This window comes from Streptomyces sp. NPDC051218 (assembly GCF_044455475.1).
In the GTDB taxonomy this organism is placed as follows: domain Bacteria; phylum Actinomycetota; class Actinomycetes; order Streptomycetales; family Streptomycetaceae; genus Streptomyces.
The window spans coordinates 16,946-38,652 of sequence record NZ_JBITEU010000007.1 but is presented as its reverse complement, the minus strand read 5'-3'; the positions used below and the strand labels follow the sequence as shown (position 1 = coordinate 38,652).

The following is a 21,707-nucleotide window of genomic DNA, read 5'->3' as shown; positions in this document are numbered from 1 at the left end:
GCTATGCAGGGCGGCCTCCCAGCGGGCCGCTCCGCCACGTCATCCGTGCCTGGTGAAGACGGACCGGGCAGCGGCCAGCGCCTCGTCCTTCTCCGCGGGGGTGTCGTACCAGCCGTCGTCCTGCCGGTAGGCGACAAAGCTCTCCGCGGTGAACTCCTGGCCGAAAAGGTAGTCGTCGAGGCAGTAGCCGAATCCGGACTCGGTCATGGCGTCCAGGCCCTCCCGGTCACAGTGGTCCAGGAACCCTTCGGCGGCCTGCCACCGCGTGCCGTCGAACCAGAACACGCCGCCGGCGTAGTGGATCGTCTCGTCGGTCTCCGGATCGGTCAGGTTCAAGGACTCGTAGTTCTCGGGGCGGTTGCGTACCAGCTGGACGAGGTCCGCGGGGACTCCGGCGTACAGCGATTCCTGCACGGCGTAGGTGCTTTCGGCGTAGAGGTTCAGCTCCGACTCGTGGTCGAAGGTCAGCAACATCGCTCGGCCGTCCGGCGTGAAGTACCACACGGCCGATTGCCCACCACTGTCGTTCCAGGCGAACCTCTCGGCGCCCACCACCGTCACCGGTTCGACCTCGGTAAGGGTGTCGATGATCGCGGCGCGTCGCCGTATCTCCGCGATCGGAGTCGTGTTCAGGGCGTCCCAGGTGTCGTCACTCATGGGCAAAGGCTAAGCGGAGACGAATACGTTCCCGACCGCTGCTCAGCAAGGTGACGCCGGGGGCCGGAGGTTGAAGCGGGAGTAAGCGGGAGTATCCGAATCGTGCTTGCTCCGAAGATCCTTTCGTTGGAGGCTACGAGCATGCAAAATCAGCCGACCTTCGTATTTGTTCACGGTGCCTTCGCCAACTCGTTCTCGTTCGCGCCGCTGCAGGCAGAGCTCGGTCTCCTCGGCCACCGTTCGGTCGCGGTCGACCTTCCGGGGCACGGGTTCGAGGCGACCTACGCCGCGGCATACCAGGCGCCGCAGGATCTCGACGCGCTCGCCGGAGCCCCCGGATCCATCAAGGGAGTCACTCTCGCCGACAATGCCGCCCGTGTGATCGAGGTCCTCGAGAGAGCGAAACAGAACGGGCCGACGATCCTTGTCGGCCACAGCAGAGGCGGTGCCACCATCACCGCGGTGGGCAATGCCCGCCCCGAGCTGGTCGACCGGATCGCTTACGTCTCCGCGTGGTGCCCCGTCGACCTGGATGTCAACGACTACTACGCCGAGCCGGAGATGGCGAGCGTCGACCCGGCTGCCTTCGCTGCGGCGCTCGTCGGGAACCCCGCCGAACTCGGTCTGCTCCGGGTCAACTTCCGGACCGCCGCCCCGGAGACGATCGCCGCGATGAAGCAGGCCTTCGCCGCCGACCTCACCGATGATGAGTTCCTTACGTTCCTGAACACTTTCCAGCCCGACGAGAATCTCGATGTCGGCACGTCCGCCGACCGGACGCAGGCCGCCACGTGGGGTCGCATTCCCAGGACCTATGTGCGCCTGACGGACGATGCGAGCGTCCCGCTCGCCGTGCAGGACCGCATGATCCGCGAGGCCGACGCGCTCACCCCCGACAACACCTTCGACGTCGGGACCCTCGAGGGCAGCCACCTGCGCTGGCTCGTCCACCCGAAGCCCGCCGCCCAGCTGCTCGCGGGCCTCGCGGAGCGCTGACGGCCGGCTCTCTTGTCGTCGCGGGTCAACCCCACAGGTTGCTCAAGGCAGCGTTGACCGTGGCCGGTTGCTGGGTGTGCGGGTAGTAGCCCTCCACACGCAGCAGCCGGCCACCGACGGCGTCCGCCACCGCTTCGGCGCAGGCGATCAGCGGCTCACCCGCGTACATGCGGTACGTCTCCGGCGCGTCCTGCCAGGTCCCGCAGATCACCAGCGTCGGCCAAGGCGCGGCCCGCAATGGCTCCAGGGGCACGGTCGCTTCCCACACCGGGCGTTCGCGCATCGAGGTGGCCACGGCGCGAAGGCGCTGCGGGGTGGGAGCGGGCATGGTCATGCCCAGGCCTTCGGTGGAGGCGCGCAGGTACTGCTCCGGCGTCACCGAATCCGGCACGCCCGCACTGTCCTGCACCCGGTCCAGCATGGCCTTGACGACCGGGTGCCCGGCCGCCGCCGAGAACGCGGATGGCTGGATCAGCGTCAGGGAACGTACGAGGTCGGGGCGGCGTCCGGCGGCGAGCATGGCTGCCAGGCCGCCGTTGCCGTGGCCGACCAAGTGCGCGCCCGCGCCCTGCTGTTCAAGGAGGTGCACCAGGTCGTCGGCGTCCGTGTCGAAGTCACTCCGGTCGGTGTCGGGGCTTCGGCCGTAGCCGCGGCGGTCCACCAAGAGCAGGCGATGGCGGTCGGCCAGCGGCCGCTGGGCGGCGAACCCGTACGCCTCGTCGCTGCCCCACGTGAAAATGTTGTGCGCGAAGACCGCGGGTGCTGCCTCGCCGTCGGTCTCGTCCCACACCGTCACATGTAACGCCGTCATACGCGGGCTCCCCCTTCACTCAGACCGACAGTTCCGTGTGTGCTGCCACTGCCGGCCTGGCGTGGCCGGGGTCGTGGCGGATGTACCACTCGGTGGAGAGCAGCTGGGCCCGTTCCGCTGCCGAAAGGCCCGCGATCAGCCCGGGGACGGCCCCCCGCTCCACCCCGGTGCGGCGGGCCAGCACCGCGGCGACCTTCTGCTCCAGCCAGGGCCCTACATCGACGGTCGCGGTGACCCACTCGTCCGGAACGCTGTGCATGGCCTTGCCCGTCGCGGCCAGCTGGCCACCCCAGACCCGTACCGCCGAGTGCGGGTGTGTGGCCAGGTACAGGGCGCCCGGCTGCCAGGGGTCTCCGGCCTCCGGGTAGAGGCGCTCGAGCCCCGCCGCCTGGAGCGCGAGCATGGTCACCCGGTGCGTGTGCACGTGGTCCGGGTGGCCGGTCAGCCCGCCGTAGGCGTCGTGGGTGATCACGATCTCGGGGCGGAACTCCCTTACGTGCGCCACCAGTTGCCGTACGGGCCCGTCGATCGGCGCATCGCAGAACCGCGCAGCGCCGGGAGCCGACTGCAGTACGCGGGCGTCCGCGTACCCGAGCATGCGCGGTAGACCCGCGCCGAGGAGCTGAAGTGCCCGGGTCAGCTCAGTGGCGCGTGTGGTGTCCGCGGCCCATGTCGCCGTGACAACCGCGGTGCGGGCGCCCGCAGTTGCGTGCCGGGCGAGCACGCCGCCCGCCGACAGGGACTCGTCGTCCGGGTGGGCGAAAACCCCGAGCAGGCTCGGGACGTGTGTGGGCGCGGGACTCGAAGAGCAGGCCGTCACGGGTGCTTTCCGGGCCCTTCCTCGTTCTGGGCGATTCGGCTGGGTGACAGGTCCGTCGGGTCCTCATCCGCTTCCAGGAGCGTGTCGGCCGGGCCGATGATGAGCGGGTCCGCCTCCCCCACCGCGTCCTTGTCCATCGACGCGTAGTCGATGGACAGCAGCAGGTGACGGATCGCTTCGAGGCGCCCGCGGCGCTTGTCGTTGAACTTGATCACCGACCACGGAGCATGGGCGGTGTCCGTGGCGCGGAACATGTCCACCTTGGCGCGGGTGTATGCGTCCCAGAGATCCAGCGAGGCCAGATCCGTGGGCGAGAGCTTCCACTGACGTACGGGATCGACCTGGCGGATGGCGAAGCGTGTGCGCTGCTCGGCCCTGGAGACGGAGAACCAGAACTTGACCAGCACGAGGCCGTCATCGGTGATCATCTTCTCGAACAGCGGCGCCTGCTGGAGGAACTCCTCGTGCTGGTGTGGAGTGCAGAAGCCCATGACGGGCTCGACGCCGGCTCGGTTGTACCAGGACCGGTCGAAGAAGACGATCTCACCGGCGGACGGCAGTTGCGCCACGTAACGCTGGAAGTACCACTGCCCGGCTTCCCGTTCAGTGGGTTTGTCCAGCGCCACGATGCGGGCCCCGCGGGGGTTGAGGCGCTCGGTGAAGCGTTTGATCGTGCCGCCCTTGCCCGCCGCGTCGCGTCCCTCGCACACGATCACGATGCGCTGGCCCTGCTCGCGCACCGATCTCTGCAGCTTCAGCAGCTCGATCTGCAGGATCCGCTTCTGGCGCTCGTACTCCCTGCGCCTCATCTTCTCCGCGTAGGGGTAGTTCTCCCGCCAGGTCCGTAGCGGCTCTCCGTCCCCGTCGAGCAGCACCGGGCGCTCCGGTCGGGCCTCATCCACCGACAACCCGTCCAGCAAACGCTCCGGGTCCTTGTCGTCCGACGCCACACCGTCTCCTCTCATCGCCGCGTGTCACCCTCCTACCCACTTCGAACGCTACTCCGCAGATTTCGAGTGGGCTCGCCCTGATCTTCCTGAGAGCCCGCTCTCCCTCAGGTACGGCGCCAGCTCGGCGGCGCCGGTCAGCATCGCCCGCCCGCGGGTGACCAGCCGGCCGCGCCAGTCGCTCAGCGCGGCCTCCAGGGGCTCAAGACCACCGGCCGCCCGCACCTGGGCGATCAGCGGGGCGATCTGCTCCAGCAGATAGCCGCCCCGCCTGAGTTGATGCACCAGCCGGGCATCCCGTACGTCGGCCTCGTCGTAGACGCGGTAGCCCGTCCGCGGGTCCCGCAGCGGGCTCACCAGCCCGGCCGTCTCCCATTTGCGCAGGGTCGCGGGCCGGATCCCGAGCTGCCCGGCCAGCGATCCGACGAACAATGCCTCGGGACCGGCCCAGGCCCCTGTCCCGGCACCGGACACCGGCGTCGCGGCCCCCAGGTCTCGAAGCGCCTTCTCCACGGCCTGGAGGGTCCGCCGGTCCTCGAGGAGCTGGACGTGGCTCTCGTCGATGAGGCGGAACGCTTCCTCGACCTCACCCCGGTTCACGGCCCGCATGATGGCCGTCGCGGTCCGGTGGCCGTGGCCGGGCACCAGGGCGAGAAAGGCGCGCAGGGCCCGCGCGTGCAGCGAGGTGTAGGCGCGATAGCCGTGCGGCGAGCGATCGGCGGCCGGGAGGATCCCTGCCTCCTCGTAGTTCCTGACCGCCTGGGTGGACAGACCGTGCCCACGCGCCAGATCCACGGGCCTGAGCCGCTCACCGCTTTGAAGGTTTCGTCCCATGAGCCCGCCCATGCCGCAGCAAAGTTTCAACCGATGGTTCAACGATAGCGTTCAAGGCATGGCTACTGACATCAAGGACACCGTGCACGCGGTCGACGCGACCGCCGTCATGAACCTTCTCGGGACCCGGCCTCGACTGCTCGCCGTGGGCGAGCCCACCCACGGCGAGGACACACTGCTCGACCTGCGCAACGAGCTCTTCCAGCAGCTCATGGAGCAGGAGGGCTACCGGACGATCGCGATCGAGAGCGACTGCATGATGGGCCTGGTAGTGGACGACTACGTCACGTCGGGCACCGGCACGCTCGACGAGGCCGTGCAGCACGGCTTCAGCCACGGCTGGGACACCTTCGCGGCCAACCGCGAACTCGTGCGCTGGGCAAGGGCGTTCAACGACGGCAGGCCCGCACACGAACAGGTCCGCTTCGCCGGTTTCGACGGACCCCTGGAGATCACCCACGCCGCGAGCCCCCGCCAGGCCCTCACCGCACTCCACAGCTACCTCGCGGCCCACCTGGACGCGGACCTCCTCCCCGTCACCGCGGAGGCACTCGACCGCCTGCTCGGCGCCGACGACCCATGGACCGATCCCGCCGCCATGATGGACCCGTCCCGGTCCGTGGGACAGTCGGCCGAGGCGGCGCACCTAAGACTGCTCGCCGACGACCTCGTGGCCCTGCTCGACACACAGATCCCGCACCTGCTCACGGCGACCTCGCGCGACGCCTTGGACCGAGCGCGCCTCTACGGCCGCACCGCGACGGGCCTGCTGCGCTACCACCACTGGATGGCCGACACCTCGCCGGGCCGGATGACCCGCCTCCTGGGCCTGCGGGACCAGATGATGGCCCACAACCTCCTCGCCCTCGCCGAGCGCGGCCCCACCTTCGTGCACGCCCACAACAGCCATCTGCAACGGGACAAGAGCACGATACGCATGTGGGACCAGCCGCTCCTGGAGTGGTGGAGCGCCGGTGCGCTCGTCAGCGCCCGCATCGGCGACGAGTACGCCTTCCTGGCCACGGCCCTCGGCACCATCCGCCGCCAAGGCGTGGACGCCCCGCCACCGGACACCCTCGAAGGGCTCCTGTACGCGCTCCCGGAGGACCGCTGCGTCATCGATGCCGCGCAGCTGGCCTCCGCCTTCGGCGACACACCGCCCGCGCCCCGCGAATCCCCCTGGTTCGGCTACGCACCGCTCGACCCTGCTCGCCTGAGCGGGGTCGACGGGCTCGTGTTCGTCAAGGGTGACTGAGCGTCGGGGTCCACTGCTGCCGGTCGGCGTGAGGCCGGAGAGGAAGGATTCCTTTGCGGTGGCGATGAGTTCGAGGGCCTGGGGCTTCGGCAGGTGGGAGGCGGTGCCACGTACGGCGAGGATGTTGTCACCCGCTCCTGGCGGGCTTTCGGCCATGCGGCCGTGGTGGACCGAGCTGAGGAGAGAGCCCTGTACGGCGACTCCGAGGGATGAACCAACCTGCCGGGTGGCGTCGTTGACCGCTGAGCCGAGGCCCGCGCGGTCGCCGGGGACGGCGCTCATGACGGATTCGGTGCCGGCCGCGGCCGTCGCCCCCGCTCCCAGGCCTGCCACGGCCTGGAAGAGCATCAGGTGCGCGTATCCGTCGGCCGCGGTGGTCGCGGCCAGGATCGCGAAGGCAGCCGTGATGAGGAGCAGCCCGGCGACGATCGGCAGCCGCTGCCCCCACCGGCCGCCCAACGGCAGGGCGGCGATGGCTCCCACGGCGAGCGCCAAGGGCAGCGGAAGTGTCCTGACCCCGGCCTGCCAGGGCGTATATCCCAGTACCCCTTGCAGATGCAGGGTGATGACGAAGAGCGCGCCGAACAGGGCGAGGACATCAGCGCGAGGGCCACGGCGGCCATGCTGGCGCGTAGGCGAGCAGTACGGGGCCGCTCGTCCTGCCGTGGACAGGGCTCTCGATGATCGCCCAGACCAGGACGAGGAGCCCGGCCGCGGACATCGCGGTGCCGACGCCGTCGAGGGGCTCGGTGCGTTTCGCCCGTGATTCGGGGACGAGTAGGCAGGTGAGGAGGAACGCCGCTGCCGCGAGCGGCACGTTGACCCAGAATCCGGCTCGCCAGGAGAAGTGCTCGACGAGCCATCCCCCGATGACGGGTCCCGTGAGTCCACCGGCCGCGGCGACGGCCGTCCATACCGCGATGGCGCGGCGCCGCAACATCGGCTCCGGATACATCCAGTGGATGATCGACAGGGTGGCCGGCATCATCAGCGCTCCGGCAGCGCCCATGCCGCCACGGGCAGCGCTCGTCTGCAGGGGCGTCTGCGCGATGGCCCCGAAGACCGACGTTCCCGCGCACAGCACCAGACCGGCGAGGAAGGTGCGCCGGCGTCCCATGCGGTCGGTGAGCGCTCCGCGGGCCAGGACGGTGCCGCCCAGGACGAGGGCGTACCCGTCGACGTTCCACTGGATCTGGGCCATGGAGGGCCGCAGGTCCGCGAGCAGGTCGGGGATGGCGACGTTGAGGATCGTGAGGTCCATGCCGAGGATGAAAAGACCCAGGCACAGCGCACAGGTCGCGACCCATCGGCGACCGGCAACAGGACGACGCTCGGCGGCAGTTGTGTCGGTGTGCGGCTTCATGAGGACGTCGTGGAGGGCGGCTCGGCGGCCCGCGGAGTCAACACCCGACCGGCACGCGCGCTGGGCGCACATCACTCACAATGAGGGAGCCGTCCCAGCTCGTTGACCCGCCGCCTTGGTTAATCTGCACGGGTGGCCACTGAACTGATCCTGTTGCCGCGTGTCGCCCTTCGCGGGCGGGAGGTCACCGCGCCCCGGCTCCGCGGCCTCCTCGCGCTGCTCGCGGGCGATGTGCGCACGGGCTGCGGCACCGAGCGGTTGGTGGCGGGGCTGTGGCCGGACGCGTTGCCGCAGCGGCCGGGGAAGGCGCTGCAGGTGCTCGTGTCCAGGGCGCGGGCGCAGCTGGGTGCCGACGTCATCGTGAGCACACCGACGGGATACCGGCTCGACCTCGCCGAGGAGCAGGTCGACAGCTCCGCCGTGCTGCTGCATGCCGCCGCCGGCGCGGAGCGGGCAAGGGCCGGGGACCACGCGGCAGCGCTGGCCGCCGCCGAGGCGGGTCTCGCCCTGTGGGAGGGCGTCCCGGGCGGGGAGGCCGGCGGTCCTCCTGGCCGGCTGACCGGCGTCGCCGACCCCGTCGCCGCGTTGCGCGCCGAGCGTGCTCCCGTCCGCGGCGCTCTCGTACGTGTGCAGGCGCTCGCGCTCGCCCGCCTCGGGCGGCATGCGGAGGCGGCAGGGCCGCTGGCCGTGGCCGCCGCCGAGCATCCGCGTGACGAGGAGGTGCTCGCCGAGTTGCTGCGCGGCGAGGCCGCTACGGCGGGCCCCTCCGCCGCCCTCGCGCGCTACGAGGCCTACCGCCGTGAGCTGCGCGACGCGCTCGGCACGGATCCCGGCGCCGGACTCAGGGCCGTGCAGCGGGAGTTGCTGCGTGGCGAGCCGCCGGTGGTCCGGCACGGTGTGCCGCACGAGCCCAATCCGCTCCTTGGCCGGGAGGCGGACATCGCGGCCGTGGAGCGGCTGTTGGGCGACTCCCGGGCCGTGACGGTCGTCGGTCCCGGCGGCCTCGGCAAGACCCGGCTCGCGCACGCCGTCAGCCGCCGCGCCGAGCAGCGGGTGGTGTATTTCGTGCCGCTCGCCGCCGTCACCGCGGACGCTGACGTGGCCATGGAGGTGGCCGCGGCGCTCGGGGCGGGCGAGGGGAGGCACGGTGTCGTGAGCGGGCACGCTGCGGCCGACCCGGTGTCCGGCATCCTCGGCGTGCTCGGCGCCGGACCCGCGCTGCTGGTGCTCGACAACTGCGAGCAGGTCGTCAGGGGCGCCGCCGACCTCGTACAGGACTTGGTCGCGTCCTCGAAGGAGCTGCGGGTGCTCGCCACGAGCCGGGCCCCGCTGGACCTCACGTCGGAGGCCGTGTACGCGCTGCCGGAGCTCGGTCCTGCCACCTCTGTCGAGCTGTTCACGCAGCGGGCGAGGGCAGCCAGGGCCGGCGTGGAGCTGCCACCGCACGCCGTTGCCGAACTCTGCCGTCACCTCGACGGGCTGCCGCTCGCCGTGGAGCTGGCGGCGGCGCGGGTGCGGGTGATGTCGGTGCCGGAGATCGCGCGCAGGCTCGGTGACCGGTTCGCGCTGCTGCGCGGTGGGGCGCGGGACGTGCCGGAGCGCCACCGCACGCTCCACGCGGTCGTGGAGTGGAGCTGGAATCTGCTCGCGCCGGACGCCAGGGCCGCACTGCGCACGCTGGCGGTCTTCCCCGGGGGCTTCTGCGGGGACGCGGCGGAGCATGTGCTCGGGGACGATGCGCTGCTGCTCGTCGAGCAGTTGGCGGGGCAGTCGCTGCTCACCGTCGTCGACACCCCGGGCGGCGTGCGCTTCCGGATGCTGGAGGCCGTACGGGAGTTCAGCGCGGCCCGCCGTGCGGAGGCCGGCGAGGAGGACGAGGCCGTGGGCCGATTCCTCGCCTGGGCAAGGGACTTCGGGCTCGCTCAGCACGACGCGCTCTTCGGCCCGGAGCCTTCCCCAGGCTCCCGGATTCGCCCGGATCGGGGCGCTCCCGTCGCCGCCCGGGAGCGGATCAGGGCCGAGCAGGACAATCTCGTACGGGCCCTGCGTCACGCCCTTGCCCGTGCGGACGGCCCCACGATCGCCGCCCTCACCGCCGTGCTCGCCGCCCTGTGGTCCACCGACTCCAACTACCCCCGTCTCGCCGCCCTGGCGGCCGACTCGGGCCCGCCGCTCTCGCACTACCACCCCGGGCCCGCGTACGTCGAAGTCACGCGCACCGCCGCTGTGTTGTGCGCCGCAGGCCTCTTCATGAACTATGGCCCGCAGGGCGTGCGCCAGCTCGTCACCCTCCGCCGGCTGCCCACGGCTCCGCCGGACACGCTGCCGCGGGCGACGGCGGCAGTCCTGAGCGCACTCCCCGAGATGCGCCCTCCCGACTACGCGGTGCTCCGGGCACTCTGCGACAGCGACCAGCCGCTGGTCGCCGGCATCGCCGAGTGCGTGGCCACGTACGTATGGGAGTACGAGCACGACATCGACGGCGCGCTCGCCTCGGCTCGACGGATGCTCACCGCGCTGACTCCGCTCGACCAGCCGTCCCTCCAGCTCATGGGCCACTCGCGGGTGAGTGAACTGGCCCTGCGGATGGGGCTCGGGGAGACCGCCCACGAGAACCTCAGGGCTGCGCTGAAGGCGCTCCCGCGAATCGGTGACGAGCTCGACCACATCGGCATTCGCTCAGCTCTCGTCCTCGCCTGTCTGCAGCGGGGCGACCCCGACGAGGCCGAGTACTGGCTCCGGCAGACCGAGGGAGGCACCGCCCCTGACGAGAACGCCTTCTACAGCCCCGACCTCGGCGGACGAGCGGAGATCGCCCTCACCCGTGGGCTGACGGAGGCCGGGCTCGGCCTGTGGCGCGGCGCGGTGGAGCGGACGGCCGAGGCGGGCTCGTTGTACGGCGGCGACCCGGGGCTCGACCCGTGGGCGCTGCAGATCCAGTCGGCGGCGGTGACGGCGCACGCGCACGCCGGCCGTCTCGATCTGGTCGCGGTCCAGGTCGACCTGTTGCGGGCGCGGCTGCGGACACTGCTCGGTGGCCCGCCCCGCTCCCCCACGGATCTGCCCGTGCTCGGGACGGTGCTGCACGCGCTCGGCATGGTCGGGCTCGCGTCCGGCGACGCCTCCGCCGTACGCATGATCGCGCTGGCCGAACGGCTGCGTGCGCCGCGCGAGTTCCAGCCGACGATGTCGGCGGGCCGCGCGCGGCAGGCGGCCGAGCACGCCGACCGGGCGGCATACGCGGACGCGGTGTCTCGGTACGCCGCCCTGGAACGGGACGAGCTGTGGGAGGCGGTCCGCGCGCTTGTTTGACGCGGCAGCCGTCTACTTCGGGGCGGGCGGGTCGCGCGCCGCTTCGGGCCGGTGCGCTACTTCGGGTCGCGGTTGAACAGGGACGTCGACCAGCGGTATCCGAGGGCCGCGAGGCCGAGGCACCAGAGGATCGTGACCCACCCGTTGTTGCCGATCTCGCTGCCGAGCAGCAGCCCGCGCAGGGTCTCGATGGCGGGTGTGAACGGCTGGTACTCGGCGAACGGCCGGAACCACCCCGGCATCGCGTCGACCGGCACGAAGGCGCTGGAGATGAGCGGCAGGATCATCAGCGGCAGCGCGTTGTTGCTGGCCGCCTCGGCATTCGGGCTCGCCATCCCCATCCCGACAGCGACCCAGGTGAAGGCGAGCGCGACGAGCGAGAGCAGCCCGAACGCCGCGAGCCACTCCAGGACCGTGGCGTCGGTGGACCTGAACCCGATGGCCACGGCGACCGCGCCCACGAGCAGCACGCTGAGGATGGCCTGCAGCACGCTGCCGACGACGTGCCCGATGAGGACGGAGCCGCGGTGGATCGCCATCGTACGGAAGCGGGCGATGATGCCCTCGGTCATGTCCATGGAGACGGACACCGCGGTGCCGGCCGGGGTGGCGCCGAGAGTCATCAGCAGGATGCCCGGCACGAGATAGGCGATGTAGTCCGACCGGTCGGCGCCGCCACCGCCGATGCCCGCGCTCATCACGTCACCGAAGACGTAGACGAAGAGCAGCAGCAGGACGATCGGCGTCAACAGGATGTTCAGGGTGAGGGAAGGGTAGCGCCGCGCGTGCAGGAGGTTGCGGCGCAGCATCGTGGACGAGTCACGGACAGCGAGGGAGAGAGAGCTCATCGAAGGGACTCCATGGGCTGGTTGGGCAGGTGGGTGCTGCCGGTGAGGGCGAAGAAGACGTCGTCGAGGTCGGGAGTGTGCACGGTCAGTTCGTCGGCCTCGACGCCGGCCGAGTCGAGCCAGTCGAGGAGGGAGCGCAGTTCGCGCTGGGTCCCGTCGCTGGGGATCTGCAGGGACAGCGTCCGCTCGTTGCGAGCGGCCTCGCGCAAGAGGGCCGCGGCCGACCGGTACGCCTCCGGGTCGGTGAAGCGCAGGCGTACGTGGCCGCCTGGGATGAGCCGCTTGAGTTCTTCGGCGGTGCCTTCGGCTGCGATCCTGCCGCTGCTCAACACCGCGATGCGGTGGGCGAGTTCGTCGGCCTCTTCCAGGTACTGGGTGGTGAGAAAGACGGTCACCCCACCGGAGACCAGCTCCCGGATGATGGCCCACATGTTGTGCCGGGAGCGGGGGTCCAGGCCGGTGGTGGGCTCGTCGAGGAAGATGATCCGCGGGCTGCCGACCAGCGTCATGGCGATGTCCAGACGCCGCTTCATACCGCCCGAGAAGGTGGCGGCGGGCTTCTTCGCGGCCTCGGTGAGATCGAACCGCTGAAGGAGTTCGGCGGTGACCCGGCGGCCTTCCCGTTTGGGGAGGTGGTGCAGGTCGGCCATGAGGAGCATGTTCTCCTCCCCGGTGATCAGGCCGTCCACGGCGGAGAACTGACCGGTGACACCCACCGCGGCACGCACCCCGTCCGGTGAGGTGGCGATGTCGTGGCCGCCGACGTTCAAGGCTCCGGCGTCGGCGGTGATGAGGGTGGAGAGGATCTTCACGGCGGTGGTCTTGCCCGCGCCGTTCGGGCCGAGCAGCGCGAACACCGTGCCGGCCGGCACCGTGAGATCGATGCCGTCCAGGACCGTCTTGTCACCGTAGGCCTTGCGCATCCCCGTGGCGGCGATGGCGAGCGAGGACGGTGTCGTCGTTGTCGTCATGCCGCAGAGGCTGCGGCATGACGCATTCAGTGTGGCTTCAAAAGGGTTTCAGCCCAGAGCCTCAGCCCGCCGGTATCTCCTCGATCCGTTCGCGGTTGAGCAGATACGTGGGCAGGTACGGCTGCGGCAGGGCGACCGGGAAGCCGTAGTCGTACGCCAGGCTCGCCATCGCCAGCGTGCCGAGCCCCACCCGGGCGCGCGGCGCCGCCGAGTCGCCCCAGTAGGTGCCGTGGTGTGCGACGGCTTCGGCCAGGGCCTTGGCGAAGGCGTCGTGATCGCGGGCGATCAGGCGGTGGAAGAGGGCGACGGGCTGATAGTCGATCAGGTCCGAGAAGTCCTTCGGCGTATGGGTCAGGGACTCCGGGTGAGACGTCTTCATGGTGTCGAGCAGCTTGGCCACGACGTCGTCCATGGGCCGCTCGGACCAGTACGTCTGCAGCGTGTCGATCCAGTGCAGTACGTACGCGTCGACGGCGTCATCCTGCCGCAGCACCTCGATCGGTACCTCGCACAGCCGGTCGGCCCTGCCCTTCTGCCGGCACGCGACCGCTACGTAAAAGGCATCGAGCCAGGCGCGGGCGTCCGCGGGCGGCGCGGCCTGGGTCGCGGGCAGCTGCCGCACGATGTCGTCGCCCAGGCGGCACTCCTGGGCCTGCGCACCGGTGAACAGCGCCGAACCGAGCTGGACGGCGACGACCCAGGCATCCCAGGTGTCGACGTGCGAGGCTTCGGGGTCCAATGCGCAGTGGGCGTGGGCGAGCGTGAGGGCCGAGGCGAAGGCGTCGCCCGGTCCGGCAGGGTTCTGTCCGGCCGGGTTCTCGGCGAGAGCGGCTATGGCGTCTGCCGTGGAGTGGGTGAGGCCGGCCACATCGGGTGTCTTGGCAGCGGCCGCGGTGTTGAGGCGGCCGGCGCGATCGAGCCGGACCAGGCCCTTCATGCGGGCGAGCAGTTCCGGCGGCGGCTGCAGGGAGAAGGAACGGGTCTCGTGGTCGATGACCGTGAGCGAAGTCAGGCGGCCCTTGTGCCACCAGTAGACCCGGGGGGACAGCTCACCCGGCCCGTCCTCGTGGGCCCCAAGGGCGTACGCGGCAAGGCCGTTGACGGCGTCGACCACGGAGCCGTCGGCGATCGGGTGGTACGCCAGCAGATGCCGGGTGGGCACGACGAAGAGGGCCCCGGCGTCCGGGAGTGACTCGCCGGTGGCCTGTCGGGCCGTTTCGGACAGGAACAAGGCCTTGCTCGCGACGAACGGGGAATCGCCGTACAGGGAGTGCAGCAACGCCCTTCCCTCGATGGACACCTCGTCGTGCTCGACGGGCACGCGCATCAGGTTCGTGTAGGCCGCCTGCCCCAACTCCTCGATCCCGGCGCGCTCCACGTCGGAGTCGGTGAGCATCCGCACGCTGGTGGGCATGTCGAGGGCGTACGCGAAGACGAGCCCATCGGACACCACGCGCGCGTACCTCATGGCGCCGGCGATCTCCGGTGTGAGCGAATCCGTGGGCAGCAGCCGCGCGTGCACGCCGCGCAGCAGCTCCGCCGGGCTCTCGCCGCCCTGGCTCCCCTCCGCCAGGACCGCGAAGTGGGCCTCGACCAGCTCCGGCCAGCGCTCCTCCGGCGCCTGACGGCATGTCTGCGCCAAGTTGTGCAGGGGGTAGTGATGCCCGTCCTGCGCGTACGGGGCGGCGAGTGTCCGCAGGCGGGCGGCCTGGGTGGTGGTCAGCATCGGCAGGTCACGGTCGGGGGCTTCCGGCATGCCGAGAGTGTTGTCTTCGTTCACCATGGCGACTCTACGATCTGTGTGCGTGTGCTTCTGACGCCGGGCGTCACGGACCATCCGAACTCCCGCTGTGTGGCCGCGAAGCCGTCAGGGAGTGTCACCGGACCAGTCCCAGCGGCGCCTTCGATCGCTGGGCCGCGGGTCGTACATCGCGCGCCCCCCGGCACCGAACTTCCCGAGTTCCGTGGGCAGGGCGACGCCGGTGTCCATCTCACTCCTGGTCCAGCCCGTGATGTCGAGCAGCAGGCCGTCCAGCGGCCCGCCGACCAGCTCCGCGTAGACCCGCCCCGGCTGCGGGCCCTGCTGGGGGTCGTCATGGTCCTGGCCGTAGATCCGGCCGCGCAGCAACTCCTCGTCCCTGTCCATGCCCCCACACTCCCAGCCACCACTGACAATCGGGCTCCGCCCCAGGTCGCCGGGGGGGCCGGGACCAGGCACTGCGCTCGCGGTGTTCGGCCGGATGCCGTCTGTTCACGGGTGGGTGAACGCCCATAGCCTGTGCGACCTTCGCGTACTGGGGGGTCTGGTGAACGGTCTCCGTGCAGTCGTTGTCTGTCTTGTGCTCGTGTGTGCCGCGGTGGTGTCCCCGGCGGCGGCCGTGACGCCGAGCGTGCCGTCGAGTGCGGCGGTGGACGTGCCATCGGCCGTGTCGCCGAGCTGGTCGGCGCTGCCGGTTCCGGCGGCGTCCCCACCGGTGACCGTGTCCGATCTCGCCGCCCGCGGGCGGAGCGACGCGTGGGCGACCGGATACGAGCACACGGCCGATGGGCTGCGGCCGGTGCTGTACCGGTGGGACGGCACGGCGTGGAGCCGGGACACGGCCTTCCCCGGCGCCGGTGAGCCGGGATGGCTCGGCAAGGTGCAGTTCGTCGGCGAGGAAGTGTGGATCTTCCACAACCGCGACGGTGCGGGAGAGATCCTGCGCCGGTCGGCCGGAGGGTGGAGCACCGTCCCGCTGCCTCAAACCCTGTCGGTCTACCAGGACTTCGCCGCGGTACCGGGCGCCGCGTGGGTGGTCGGTGAGGACGACACCGGACTGAAGGTGTTGCACTACGACGGCTCCGCCTGGACCACCCAGTCCACCCCGGACGGTGTGCTGTACCTGATGGGGGTCACCGCGCGGACGACCACCGACGCCTGGGCCTGGGCGGACACGACCGCCGGGACCACCATCCTGCGCCGGGACGGCACGGCGTGGCGGGACGCGAACGTGCCGCTGCCGCCGAACAGCAACGTGCACACGATCCTGCTCGAACCCTCGGGCCGGGTCACCATCGGCGGCAGCCAGTACACCGACGGCGCGGCCCGCACCTACCTGATGACCTTCAACGGGCGTACGTGGCGCACCAGTTACCCACCGCTGGGCGACACCTACACCGAGGCCATGGTGCGCGGACCGGACGGCGCGCTGTGGCTGCCGGTGCGCAGCGACCGGGCGTTCCAGTCGAAGTACGCGCGAGTGGACGGCAAGCGCACCACCTTCTCGTACGGCCCTGAACGCACGAACGCGATCGACGTCAAACCGCGGGCGCTGGCCAGGGCCGGGTCCTCGCTGCTGGCCTTCGGGACCGTCGAGATCTACGGCGCGAAACCGAACCTGATGAGCGAGCGGCTGGGAGGCTGACCATGCTACGCAGACTTCTCGTCGCGGCCCTCGCCTGCGCCCTGACCCTCGTCACCGTCATGAGCTCGGCCGCGGCGCAGCCGCAGGCCTGGCAACACGTTCCGGTCCCGGCCCAGGTGCGCCCCCAGGCCGCTCTCAACGGGGCCGTGGCGTTCGGGCCGAACCGGGCGTGGGCGGTGGGCGCCGACGCCGTCGGGCGCGAGGCCCCGGGCTTCCCGCTGGCGCTGCGCTGGGACGGAACCGCGTGGCAGCGCCAGAGCCTGCCCGGCATCCGTTGGCAGGGAGAGCTGCTGTCCATCGCCGCGACGTCACCGACCGCGGTCTGGGCGGTCGGCCGCGACTCGGCGGGCGGCGCCCGTCTGCTGCGCCACGACGGCGACGCGTGGTCCGAGAGCCGGGCGCCGGGCGGGGTCGCGCTGGCCAAAGTCGTCGCCGGCGGCGGTGAGACCTGGCTGATCGGTTCGCGGGACGGCGCGCAGGTGTTGCTGCGCCGGGACGGACGCGGCTGGCAGGAGGTGCCGGTGCCACCGGGAGCCGTATACGGCCTGCACGTCCTGGCGGCGGACGATGTCTGGGCCGCGGGCGAGTCCAGTTCGGGCGCCGCCGTGTCGCACTGGAACGGCCGGGAGTGGCAGCAGACGATCGTGCACGGCTTCCCGCGGGCTGCCGTGGGCAGCGTGCTTGCGGTCTCGCCGACGGAGGTGTGGGCGGGTGGCACGGACGGGTTCGTCGGCGGCCCGGTCGGCAAGCCGATTCCGCCCCTGCTGGTGCGCTTCGACGGGCAGAAGTGGAGCCGGGTCGCCGTGCCCACCGACTTCGGCTCGATCAGCTCACTGGCGCCCGGCGCGTCCGGCGAGCTCGCCTGGGTCGCGGTGACCCGCTCGCAGAAGTACGGCCCGCCGGGCAGCTGGCCGCCGTTCGTGCCCGGCCCGGACTTCCTGTCCTGGAACGGCGGGTCGTTCACCGAGTACAGCGAACCGGCGGTGGCCTCAGAGGGCGATTCCTCGCGGCTGCACCTGGCACCGGTGCCGGGCACGGCGAAGGTGTGGTCGGTCGGCAGGGCCGACGGCCCCGAGGGGACGTTCGCCCCGCGCATCCTGCGTTTCGGCTGAGGGCGCCGCCCGGGTCCGGCGGGGCTTCACTCCCCGCCCGGCAGCGGCAGCTCCGGATGGTGGCGCAGTGCCTCCAGTACGGCGCGTACCGCCGCGCGAGGCGGTGAGCCGCGGCGGATCGCCGCCGTGATGGAGCGCGTCACGGGAGTGGCGAGCTCCCTGGTGGCGACGCGGTAGCGGCGGTCGACCGCAAGGCCGGGCAGCAGCGCGATCGACAGTCCGGCCTCGACGTGCTGCAGGGTCATCATGTAGTTGCTGAACCGGCACACCACGCGCGGCTCGAAGCCCGACTGACGGCACAGGCGCAGCGCGAGATTGGCCATGTACGACTGCGGGATGTCGAACGACCACGGCTCGTCCGCGTACGCCGCGAGGTCCACGGCGCCGCGGCCGGCCGCCGGATGCTCGGGCGGGACCACCAGCAGGATCGGGTCCCTGGCCAGGGGCACGAGGTCGAGGTCCGGTCCGAGCGGCAGCTCGTCGAAGTCCGTGGTCGTGATGATGATGTCCGCGTCGCCGTTCCGCAGCGCGGGCATGCTCGCGTGCGGCTCCAGTTCGAGGAGTTCGACGTCGAGGTGCGGATGCTCTCGGGCGAGGCGGCGCACCGCCGGCACGGCCATGGTGTGGATCGTGCTCTGGAACGCCCCGAGCCGCACCAGGCCGGCCGGCTCCTCGCCGAACCCGCGCAGCTCCGCCTCCACGCTGTTCATATGGTCGAGGATCGCCCGCGCCCGGCGGGCGAGGATCAGCCCGGCCGGGGTCAGCCGCACCCGGCGCCCCGTCCGCTCGAGCAGCTGCGTACGCGTCTCGGTCTCGAGCACGGCAAGCTGCTGGGACACGCTCGACGGGCTCAGGTTGGCGGCCTGCGCGACCGCCCGGACGGTGCCCAGCGTGTCGAGCTGGCTGAGGAGCCGCAGCCTCCAGGGGTTCATCACGGACACCATTCTTGTACGGTTTTTCCGAACAGGAAAGCCGGAATCGTGAGATGGACGTGTCGCTCGGGTGCCGCCTACCGTCGGCGGCATGACCGCTTCGACCACCGCACTGCCGTCCACCGACACCTTCTGGTCCGATGCCGAGAGGCATCTCGTGCGCTACGGCGGCGAGTTCACCCGCGAGATCATCGACAGCGCCGCCGGAAGCTTCGTGTTCACCGCGAGCGGCCGCAAGATCCTCGACTTCACCTCCGGCCAGATGAGCGCGATCCTCGGCCACTCGCACCCGGAGATCGTCTCGACCGTCCAGCGGCAGGTCGCGAGCCTGGACCACCTCTTCAGCGGCATGCTCAGCCGCCCGGTGGTCGACCTCGCCCGGCGGCTCGCGGACACACTGCCCGCGCCGCTGGAGAAGGCACTGCTCCTGACGACCGGCGCCGAGTCCAACGAGGCCGCGATCCGGATGGCCAAGCTCGTCACCGGCAAGCACGAGATCGTCTCGTTCGCGCGGTCCTGGCACGGGATGACGCAGGCCGCCGCGTCCGCCACCTACAGCGCGGGACGCAAGGGGTACGGCCCCGGCGCACCCGGCAACTTCGCCATTCCCGTGCCGAACGCGTACCGGCCCGACTTCACCACGGACGACGGCGCGCTCGACTGGCGACGTCAACTGGACTTCGCCTTCGACCTGATCGACGCCCAGTCGACCGGCAGCCTGGCCGCGTGCATCGTCGAACCGATCCTCAGCTCCGGCGGCATCATCGAACCGCCGGCCGGCTACTTCGCCGCGCTGCGGGACAAGTGCCGGGAGCGCGGCATGCTGCTGATCCTCGACGAGGCGCAGACCGGCCTGTGCCGCACCGGGACGTGGTACGCGTTCGAGCGCGACGGCGTCGTCCCCGACATCCTCACGCTGTCCAAGACGCTGGGCGCGGGCCTTCCCCTGGCTGCCGTGGTGACCAGCGCCGAGATCGAGCAGGAGGCGCACGAGCGCGGGTTCCTGTTCTTCACCACGCACGTCGCCGACCCGTTGGTGGCCGCGGTCGGCAACACCGTCCTGGACGTCCTGACCCGAGACAGGCTCGACGAGCGTGCGCAGTCGCTCGGCGCGTTCCTCCACCAGGGCCTGACGGACATCGCCGCGCGGCACGCGGTCGTCGGCGACATCCGCGGCCGGGGCCTGCTGGCCGGGCTCGAACTCGTCGTCGACCGCGAGACCAAGCAGCACTCGAACGAGCTGGGCGCGCGGGTCACCCGGCGCTGCCTCGAACTCGGACTGCACATGAACATCGTGCAACTCGCCAACATGGGCGGGGTATTGCGGATGGCGCCGCCCCTGACCGCCACCGAGGACGAGCTGTCACTCGGCCTGACGATGCTCGACCAGGCGATCGGCGAAGCCAGCACCTCTCTCTGAGGTTCAACGCCTGAGGTTCAACGCCTGAGGTTCAACGCCGCAGGCTGCCCGCCCTGGCCTCGCGTTGCGCGAAGACGCCTTCGCGGCGCTCTTCCGTCTGCCGCAGGGCTTCCTTGCGGTCCCGCTTGGAGAGCCGGTCCAGATACGTGTGGCCGGCGAGGTGATCGGTCTCGTGCTGCAGACACCGGGCGAAGTAGCCCGTGCCCTCGATGACGAGAGGGTTGCCGTCCTTGTCGAGACCTCGGACAACGGCACGATCGGTCCGGGGAACCGCCATGGTGGCACCCGGCACGGACAGGCAGCCCTCGAAGTCGTCGACCAGTCGGCGGCTGGCGGGATCGGGGAGCTCCAGGACGGGGTTGATGATGTGGCCGACGTGCCGGATCCCGTCGTCGTCCGGGCAGTCGTAGACGAACAACCGCAGGTCGATGCCCACTTGGTTGGCGGCGAGGCCCGCGCCTTCGGCCACGTACATCGTCAGGAACATGTCGTCGATGAGGGCAGACAGTTCCGGGGTTCCGTACTCGGTCACTTCCCGGCACGGACGGCTCAGGACCTCCTCGCCCACCACCGTGATCCGGCGCACCGCCCCGCGTGCCGCCTCCGGTGACAGTGCGGGGTACGTGTCGACGGGCCTGCCTTGTACGTACACCCGCTCCCACCGCTCCGGCCGGTCATGACCAACGGACATCGCTGTCTCCCCATCACTTTTTGCGACTGCTGCTCCGCGACTTGCACGTCGCTTTGCAAAGTAGCAGACTTTGCAAAGTGACTGAAGATGACCTCACCCCTTCCTCCGCCACCGACGACGACGCGGGTGGCCCACTGCGTGAGCACGAGGTCCGTACGGCTTTGATGGGCCTGCTGGCAGAAGTCGGCACCGTGACGGCGACCGAAGCCGCCGCCCGGCTCGGCTACAGCTCGGGGCTCTGCTCGTTTCACCTGCGGCAGCTGGAACGGCACGGACACATCGAGGAGGCCCCTCACCACGGGGGTCGCGCACGTCCCTGGCGCCTGAGGCAGGAGGGTGCCGCCCCAGGTGGTCCCGCGGAGGAGGAGTTCGGCGACCTGGCCCGCGGTCTCGAGGACGAGAGCTGGCAGCGATGGCTCACCCAGCGCGACCGGGCACCGGCGGAGTGGCGCCATGACGAAGCCTTCAGCGCCATCGCCTACCTGACACCGGCGGAGATGAGCAGGGTCGCGGACACCGTCCGCCGGACACTCGCTCCCTACGCGGATCGCGAGCAACGCCCACTCGCCCGCCCTGAGGGAGCTCGCCCGGTGGCTCTCATCACCCGGCTGTTCCCCCTGCTGTCGCAGCCCGATTCCGGTGCGGCCGAGGGAGGCACTCCCCCAGCAGGTACCTAGTTGGTACCTTGGAGGCATGCCGTCTCTGAACGTGACTTTCACCGATGAGGAGCTCAAGGGTGTCCGCGCGGCCGCGGCGGCCGAGGGCAAGAGCCTCAAGCAGTATCTCCACGACCTCGGAGTCCGTGAGATGGAGCGCCAGAAGTTCGTCGCGGGCGCCTCCACCTGGGCCGACAGGCTGCGGGCCGAGTTCGACGCGGCCATCCCCGAGGAGATTCCGCCCTCCGTCCGTCACGAGGGGTCCACGGCCGCCTGATGGTTCTGTACGTAGACGTTTCCTGGCTCCTGGACGTGCAGGAGTTCGCGGTCGCCCCCGAGGACATGACGGTGTCGGACTACTCCGCGCTGGTCGCCGCGGTCGCACGCCACAAGACGAAGCTGCCGACCCTGGAGTCCGCCGACCCGGACGCCGCCTGGCGCGCCGCCGCACTGCTGCACACCATCGTGCGCCTGGAGCCGCTGCCCTACCGCAACAGCCTGTACGCGGCGTTAGTCGCGGCCCAGTACATGGACCAGTCGGGCGAGGGCATCGATCCGCCCTACGGGGCGTTGTCCGACCTCATCCGGAAGATCCGTGACAGCCGGATATCCGTCTACGCGGTCGCCGACCGGATCAGGTCCTGGAAGGTCTGACGGCTGGGGATCTGAAGACTGGGG

At 70.8% G+C, this 21,707-nt stretch carries 21 protein-coding genes; 9 read left to right on the top strand and 12 right to left on the bottom strand.

Features of this window, described 5'->3' with window-relative positions; genetic code table 11:
- Positions 1-39: 39 nt before the first annotated feature.
- Complete coding sequence (locus ACIBCK_RS21325) at positions 40-657, bottom strand: hypothetical protein (protein ID WP_399392394.1); 618 nt, start codon at positions 655-657, stop codon at positions 40-42.
- Positions 658-798: 141 nt separating this feature from the next.
- Here ACIBCK_RS21325 and ACIBCK_RS21320 point away from each other — a divergent pair, with 141 nt between their 5' ends.
- Positions 799-1,653: an alpha/beta fold hydrolase gene (locus tag ACIBCK_RS21320; RefSeq protein WP_399392392.1), complete on the top strand. Its 855-nt coding sequence runs from the start codon at positions 799-801 to the stop codon at positions 1,651-1,653.
- A 25-nt stretch (positions 1,654-1,678) separates the two neighbouring features.
- Here the strand turns inward: ACIBCK_RS21320 and ACIBCK_RS21315 are convergent, their stop codons facing one another.
- Genes ACIBCK_RS21315 through ACIBCK_RS21300 form a run of 4 tightly spaced genes read right to left on the bottom strand, consistent with a single transcriptional unit; the run spans position 1,679 to position 5,065 of the window.
- Positions 1,679-2,464 carry an alpha/beta fold hydrolase gene (locus ACIBCK_RS21315; RefSeq protein WP_399392390.1) on the bottom strand — a complete coding sequence of 262 codons (786 nt, stop codon included), beginning with the start codon at positions 2,462-2,464 and terminating at the stop codon, positions 1,679-1,681.
- Positions 2,465-2,483: 19 nt separating this feature from the next.
- Positions 2,484-3,284, bottom strand: a complete 801-nt coding sequence (locus ACIBCK_RS21310) for a PIG-L family deacetylase (protein ID WP_399392388.1) — start codon at positions 3,282-3,284, stop codon at positions 2,484-2,486.
- The gene (gene ppk2 / locus ACIBCK_RS21305) at positions 3,281-4,249 is read right to left on the bottom strand and encodes a polyphosphate kinase 2 (RefSeq protein WP_399392386.1); all 969 of its coding nucleotides are present in this window, start codon (positions 4,247-4,249) and stop codon (positions 3,281-3,283) included. The genes ACIBCK_RS21310 and ppk2 overlap by 4 nt, the downstream gene beginning before the upstream one ends.
- A gap of 33 nt (positions 4,250-4,282) precedes the next feature.
- Entirely contained in the window at positions 4,283-5,065 is a 783-nt protein-coding gene (locus ACIBCK_RS21300; protein WP_399392385.1) for a TioE family transcriptional regulator, read from the bottom strand.
- A 58-nt stretch (positions 5,066-5,123) separates the two neighbouring features.
- On the opposite strand from ACIBCK_RS21300, the gene ACIBCK_RS21295 reads away from it, so the two are divergent.
- On the top strand, positions 5,124-6,320 hold the full coding sequence (locus tag ACIBCK_RS21295; protein ID WP_399392383.1) for an erythromycin esterase family protein: 1,197 nt from the start codon (positions 5,124-5,126) through the stop codon (positions 6,318-6,320).
- Between the two features lie 598 nt (positions 6,321-6,918).
- Here ACIBCK_RS21295 and ACIBCK_RS21290 read toward each other — a convergent pair.
- Positions 6,919-7,581: an MFS transporter gene (locus ACIBCK_RS21290; protein ID WP_399392381.1), complete on the bottom strand. Its 663-nt coding sequence runs from the start codon at positions 7,579-7,581 to the stop codon at positions 6,919-6,921.
- A 234-nt stretch (positions 7,582-7,815) separates the two neighbouring features.
- On the opposite strand from ACIBCK_RS21290, the gene ACIBCK_RS21285 reads away from it, so the two are divergent.
- Positions 7,816-10,995 (top strand): ATP-binding protein, encoded by a 3,180-nt coding sequence (locus ACIBCK_RS21285; protein ID WP_399392379.1) that lies wholly within the window; start codon positions 7,816-7,818, stop codon positions 10,993-10,995.
- A gap of 56 nt (positions 10,996-11,051) precedes the next feature.
- Here ACIBCK_RS21285 and ACIBCK_RS21280 read toward each other — a convergent pair whose 3' ends face one another.
- From ACIBCK_RS21280 to ACIBCK_RS21265, 4 genes are all read right to left on the bottom strand, one after another.
- Positions 11,052-11,843 (bottom strand): ABC transporter permease, encoded by a 792-nt coding sequence (locus tag ACIBCK_RS21280; RefSeq protein ID WP_399392377.1) that lies wholly within the window; start codon positions 11,841-11,843, stop codon positions 11,052-11,054.
- Positions 11,840-12,814, bottom strand: a complete 975-nt coding sequence (locus ACIBCK_RS21275) for an ATP-binding cassette domain-containing protein (protein ID WP_399392375.1) — start codon at positions 12,812-12,814, stop codon at positions 11,840-11,842. Before ACIBCK_RS21275 ends, ACIBCK_RS21280 begins: the two co-directional genes overlap by 4 nt.
- A gap of 61 nt (positions 12,815-12,875) precedes the next feature.
- A complete protein-coding gene (locus ACIBCK_RS21270) occupies positions 12,876-14,597 on the bottom strand; it encodes an immunity 49 family protein (protein WP_399392373.1) in 1,722 nt (573 codons plus the stop codon).
- Positions 14,598-14,681: 84 nt separating this feature from the next.
- On the bottom strand, positions 14,682-14,960 hold the full coding sequence (locus ACIBCK_RS21265; protein ID WP_399392371.1) for a hypothetical protein: 279 nt from the start codon (positions 14,958-14,960) through the stop codon (positions 14,682-14,684).
- A gap of 160 nt (positions 14,961-15,120) precedes the next feature.
- Here ACIBCK_RS21265 and ACIBCK_RS21260 point away from each other — a divergent pair, with 160 nt between their 5' ends.
- Together ACIBCK_RS21260 and ACIBCK_RS21255 are read left to right on the top strand one after the other, a co-directional pair.
- Positions 15,121-16,218: a hypothetical protein gene (locus tag ACIBCK_RS21260; RefSeq protein WP_399392369.1), complete on the top strand. Its 1,098-nt coding sequence runs from the start codon at positions 15,121-15,123 to the stop codon at positions 16,216-16,218.
- 2 nt (positions 16,219-16,220) lie between these two features.
- Positions 16,221-17,330, top strand: a complete 1,110-nt coding sequence (locus ACIBCK_RS21255; RefSeq protein ID WP_399392367.1) for a hypothetical protein — start codon at positions 16,221-16,223, stop codon at positions 17,328-17,330.
- A 26-nt stretch (positions 17,331-17,356) separates the two neighbouring features.
- Here ACIBCK_RS21255 and ACIBCK_RS21250 read toward each other — a convergent pair whose 3' ends face one another.
- Entirely contained in the window at positions 17,357-18,262 is a 906-nt protein-coding gene (locus tag ACIBCK_RS21250) for a LysR family transcriptional regulator (RefSeq protein ID WP_399392365.1), read from the bottom strand.
- Positions 18,263-18,353: 91 nt separating this feature from the next.
- Between ACIBCK_RS21250 and ACIBCK_RS21245 the strand changes: the two genes are divergently transcribed.
- Positions 18,354-19,682, top strand: coding sequence for an aspartate aminotransferase family protein (locus tag ACIBCK_RS21245; protein WP_399392363.1), 1,329 nt, complete (start codon positions 18,354-18,356; stop codon positions 19,680-19,682).
- Positions 19,683-19,713: 31 nt separating this feature from the next.
- On the opposite strand, the gene def is transcribed toward ACIBCK_RS21245, so the two are convergent.
- Positions 19,714-20,373, bottom strand: a complete 660-nt coding sequence (gene def, locus ACIBCK_RS21240; RefSeq protein WP_399392361.1) for a peptide deformylase — start codon at positions 20,371-20,373, stop codon at positions 19,714-19,716.
- A 77-nt stretch (positions 20,374-20,450) separates the two neighbouring features.
- Between def and ACIBCK_RS21235 the strand changes: the two genes are divergently transcribed.
- From ACIBCK_RS21235 to ACIBCK_RS21225, 3 genes are read left to right on the top strand one after another with little or no spacing between them, the layout of a single operon-like run.
- A complete protein-coding gene (locus ACIBCK_RS21235) occupies positions 20,451-21,050 on the top strand; it encodes a helix-turn-helix domain-containing protein (protein WP_399392359.1) in 600 nt (199 codons plus the stop codon).
- Positions 21,051-21,066: 16 nt separating this feature from the next.
- On the top strand, positions 21,067-21,306 hold the full coding sequence (locus ACIBCK_RS21230; RefSeq protein ID WP_399392357.1) for a hypothetical protein: 240 nt from the start codon (positions 21,067-21,069) through the stop codon (positions 21,304-21,306).
- The gene (locus tag ACIBCK_RS21225; protein WP_367048096.1) at positions 21,306-21,683 is read left to right on the top strand and encodes a toxin Doc; all 378 of its coding nucleotides are present in this window, start codon (positions 21,306-21,308) and stop codon (positions 21,681-21,683) included. Before ACIBCK_RS21230 ends, ACIBCK_RS21225 begins: the two co-directional genes overlap by 1 nt.
- Positions 21,684-21,707 lie beyond the last annotated feature (24 nt).

Bases quoted from the DNA above. Each gene is read 5' to 3' on its own strand.
- ACIBCK_RS21275 (WP_399392375.1), bottom strand. From the start codon at position 12,814: ATGACGACAACGACGACACCGTCCTCGCTCGCCATCGCCGCCACGGGG.
- ACIBCK_RS21325 (WP_399392394.1), bottom strand. From the start codon at position 657: ATGAGTGACGACACCTGGGACGCCCTGAACACGACTCCGATCGCGGAG.
- ACIBCK_RS21270 (WP_399392373.1), bottom strand. From the start codon at position 14,597: ATGGTGAACGAAGACAACACTCTCGGCATGCCGGAAGCCCCCGACCGT.
- ACIBCK_RS21230 (WP_399392357.1), top strand. From the start codon at position 21,067: ATGCCGTCTCTGAACGTGACTTTCACCGATGAGGAGCTCAAGGGTGTC.
- ACIBCK_RS21265 (WP_399392371.1), bottom strand. From the start codon at position 14,960: ATGGACAGGGACGAGGAGTTGCTGCGCGGCCGGATCTACGGCCAGGAC.
- def (WP_399392361.1), bottom strand. From the start codon at position 20,373: ATGTCCGTTGGTCATGACCGGCCGGAGCGGTGGGAGCGGGTGTACGTA.
- ACIBCK_RS21320 (WP_399392392.1), top strand. From the start codon at position 799: ATGCAAAATCAGCCGACCTTCGTATTTGTTCACGGTGCCTTCGCCAAC.
- ACIBCK_RS21245 (WP_399392363.1), top strand. From the start codon at position 18,354: ATGACCGCTTCGACCACCGCACTGCCGTCCACCGACACCTTCTGGTCC.
- ACIBCK_RS21290 (WP_399392381.1), bottom strand. From the start codon at position 7,581: ATGGACCTCACGATCCTCAACGTCGCCATCCCCGACCTGCTCGCGGAC.
- ppk2 (WP_399392386.1), bottom strand. From the start codon at position 4,249: ATGAGAGGAGACGGTGTGGCGTCGGACGACAAGGACCCGGAGCGTTTG.
- ACIBCK_RS21225 (WP_367048096.1), top strand. From the start codon at position 21,306: ATGGTTCTGTACGTAGACGTTTCCTGGCTCCTGGACGTGCAGGAGTTC.
- ACIBCK_RS21255 (WP_399392367.1), top strand. From the start codon at position 16,221: ATGCTACGCAGACTTCTCGTCGCGGCCCTCGCCTGCGCCCTGACCCTC.
- ACIBCK_RS21315 (WP_399392390.1), bottom strand. From the start codon at position 2,464: ATGACGGCGTTACATGTGACGGTGTGGGACGAGACCGACGGCGAGGCA.
- ACIBCK_RS21250 (WP_399392365.1), bottom strand. From the start codon at position 18,262: ATGAACCCCTGGAGGCTGCGGCTCCTCAGCCAGCTCGACACGCTGGGC.
- ACIBCK_RS21295 (WP_399392383.1), top strand. From the start codon at position 5,124: ATGGCTACTGACATCAAGGACACCGTGCACGCGGTCGACGCGACCGCC.
- ACIBCK_RS21280 (WP_399392377.1), bottom strand. From the start codon at position 11,843: ATGAGCTCTCTCTCCCTCGCTGTCCGTGACTCGTCCACGATGCTGCGC.
- ACIBCK_RS21300 (WP_399392385.1), bottom strand. From the start codon at position 5,065: ATGGGACGAAACCTTCAAAGCGGTGAGCGGCTCAGGCCCGTGGATCTG.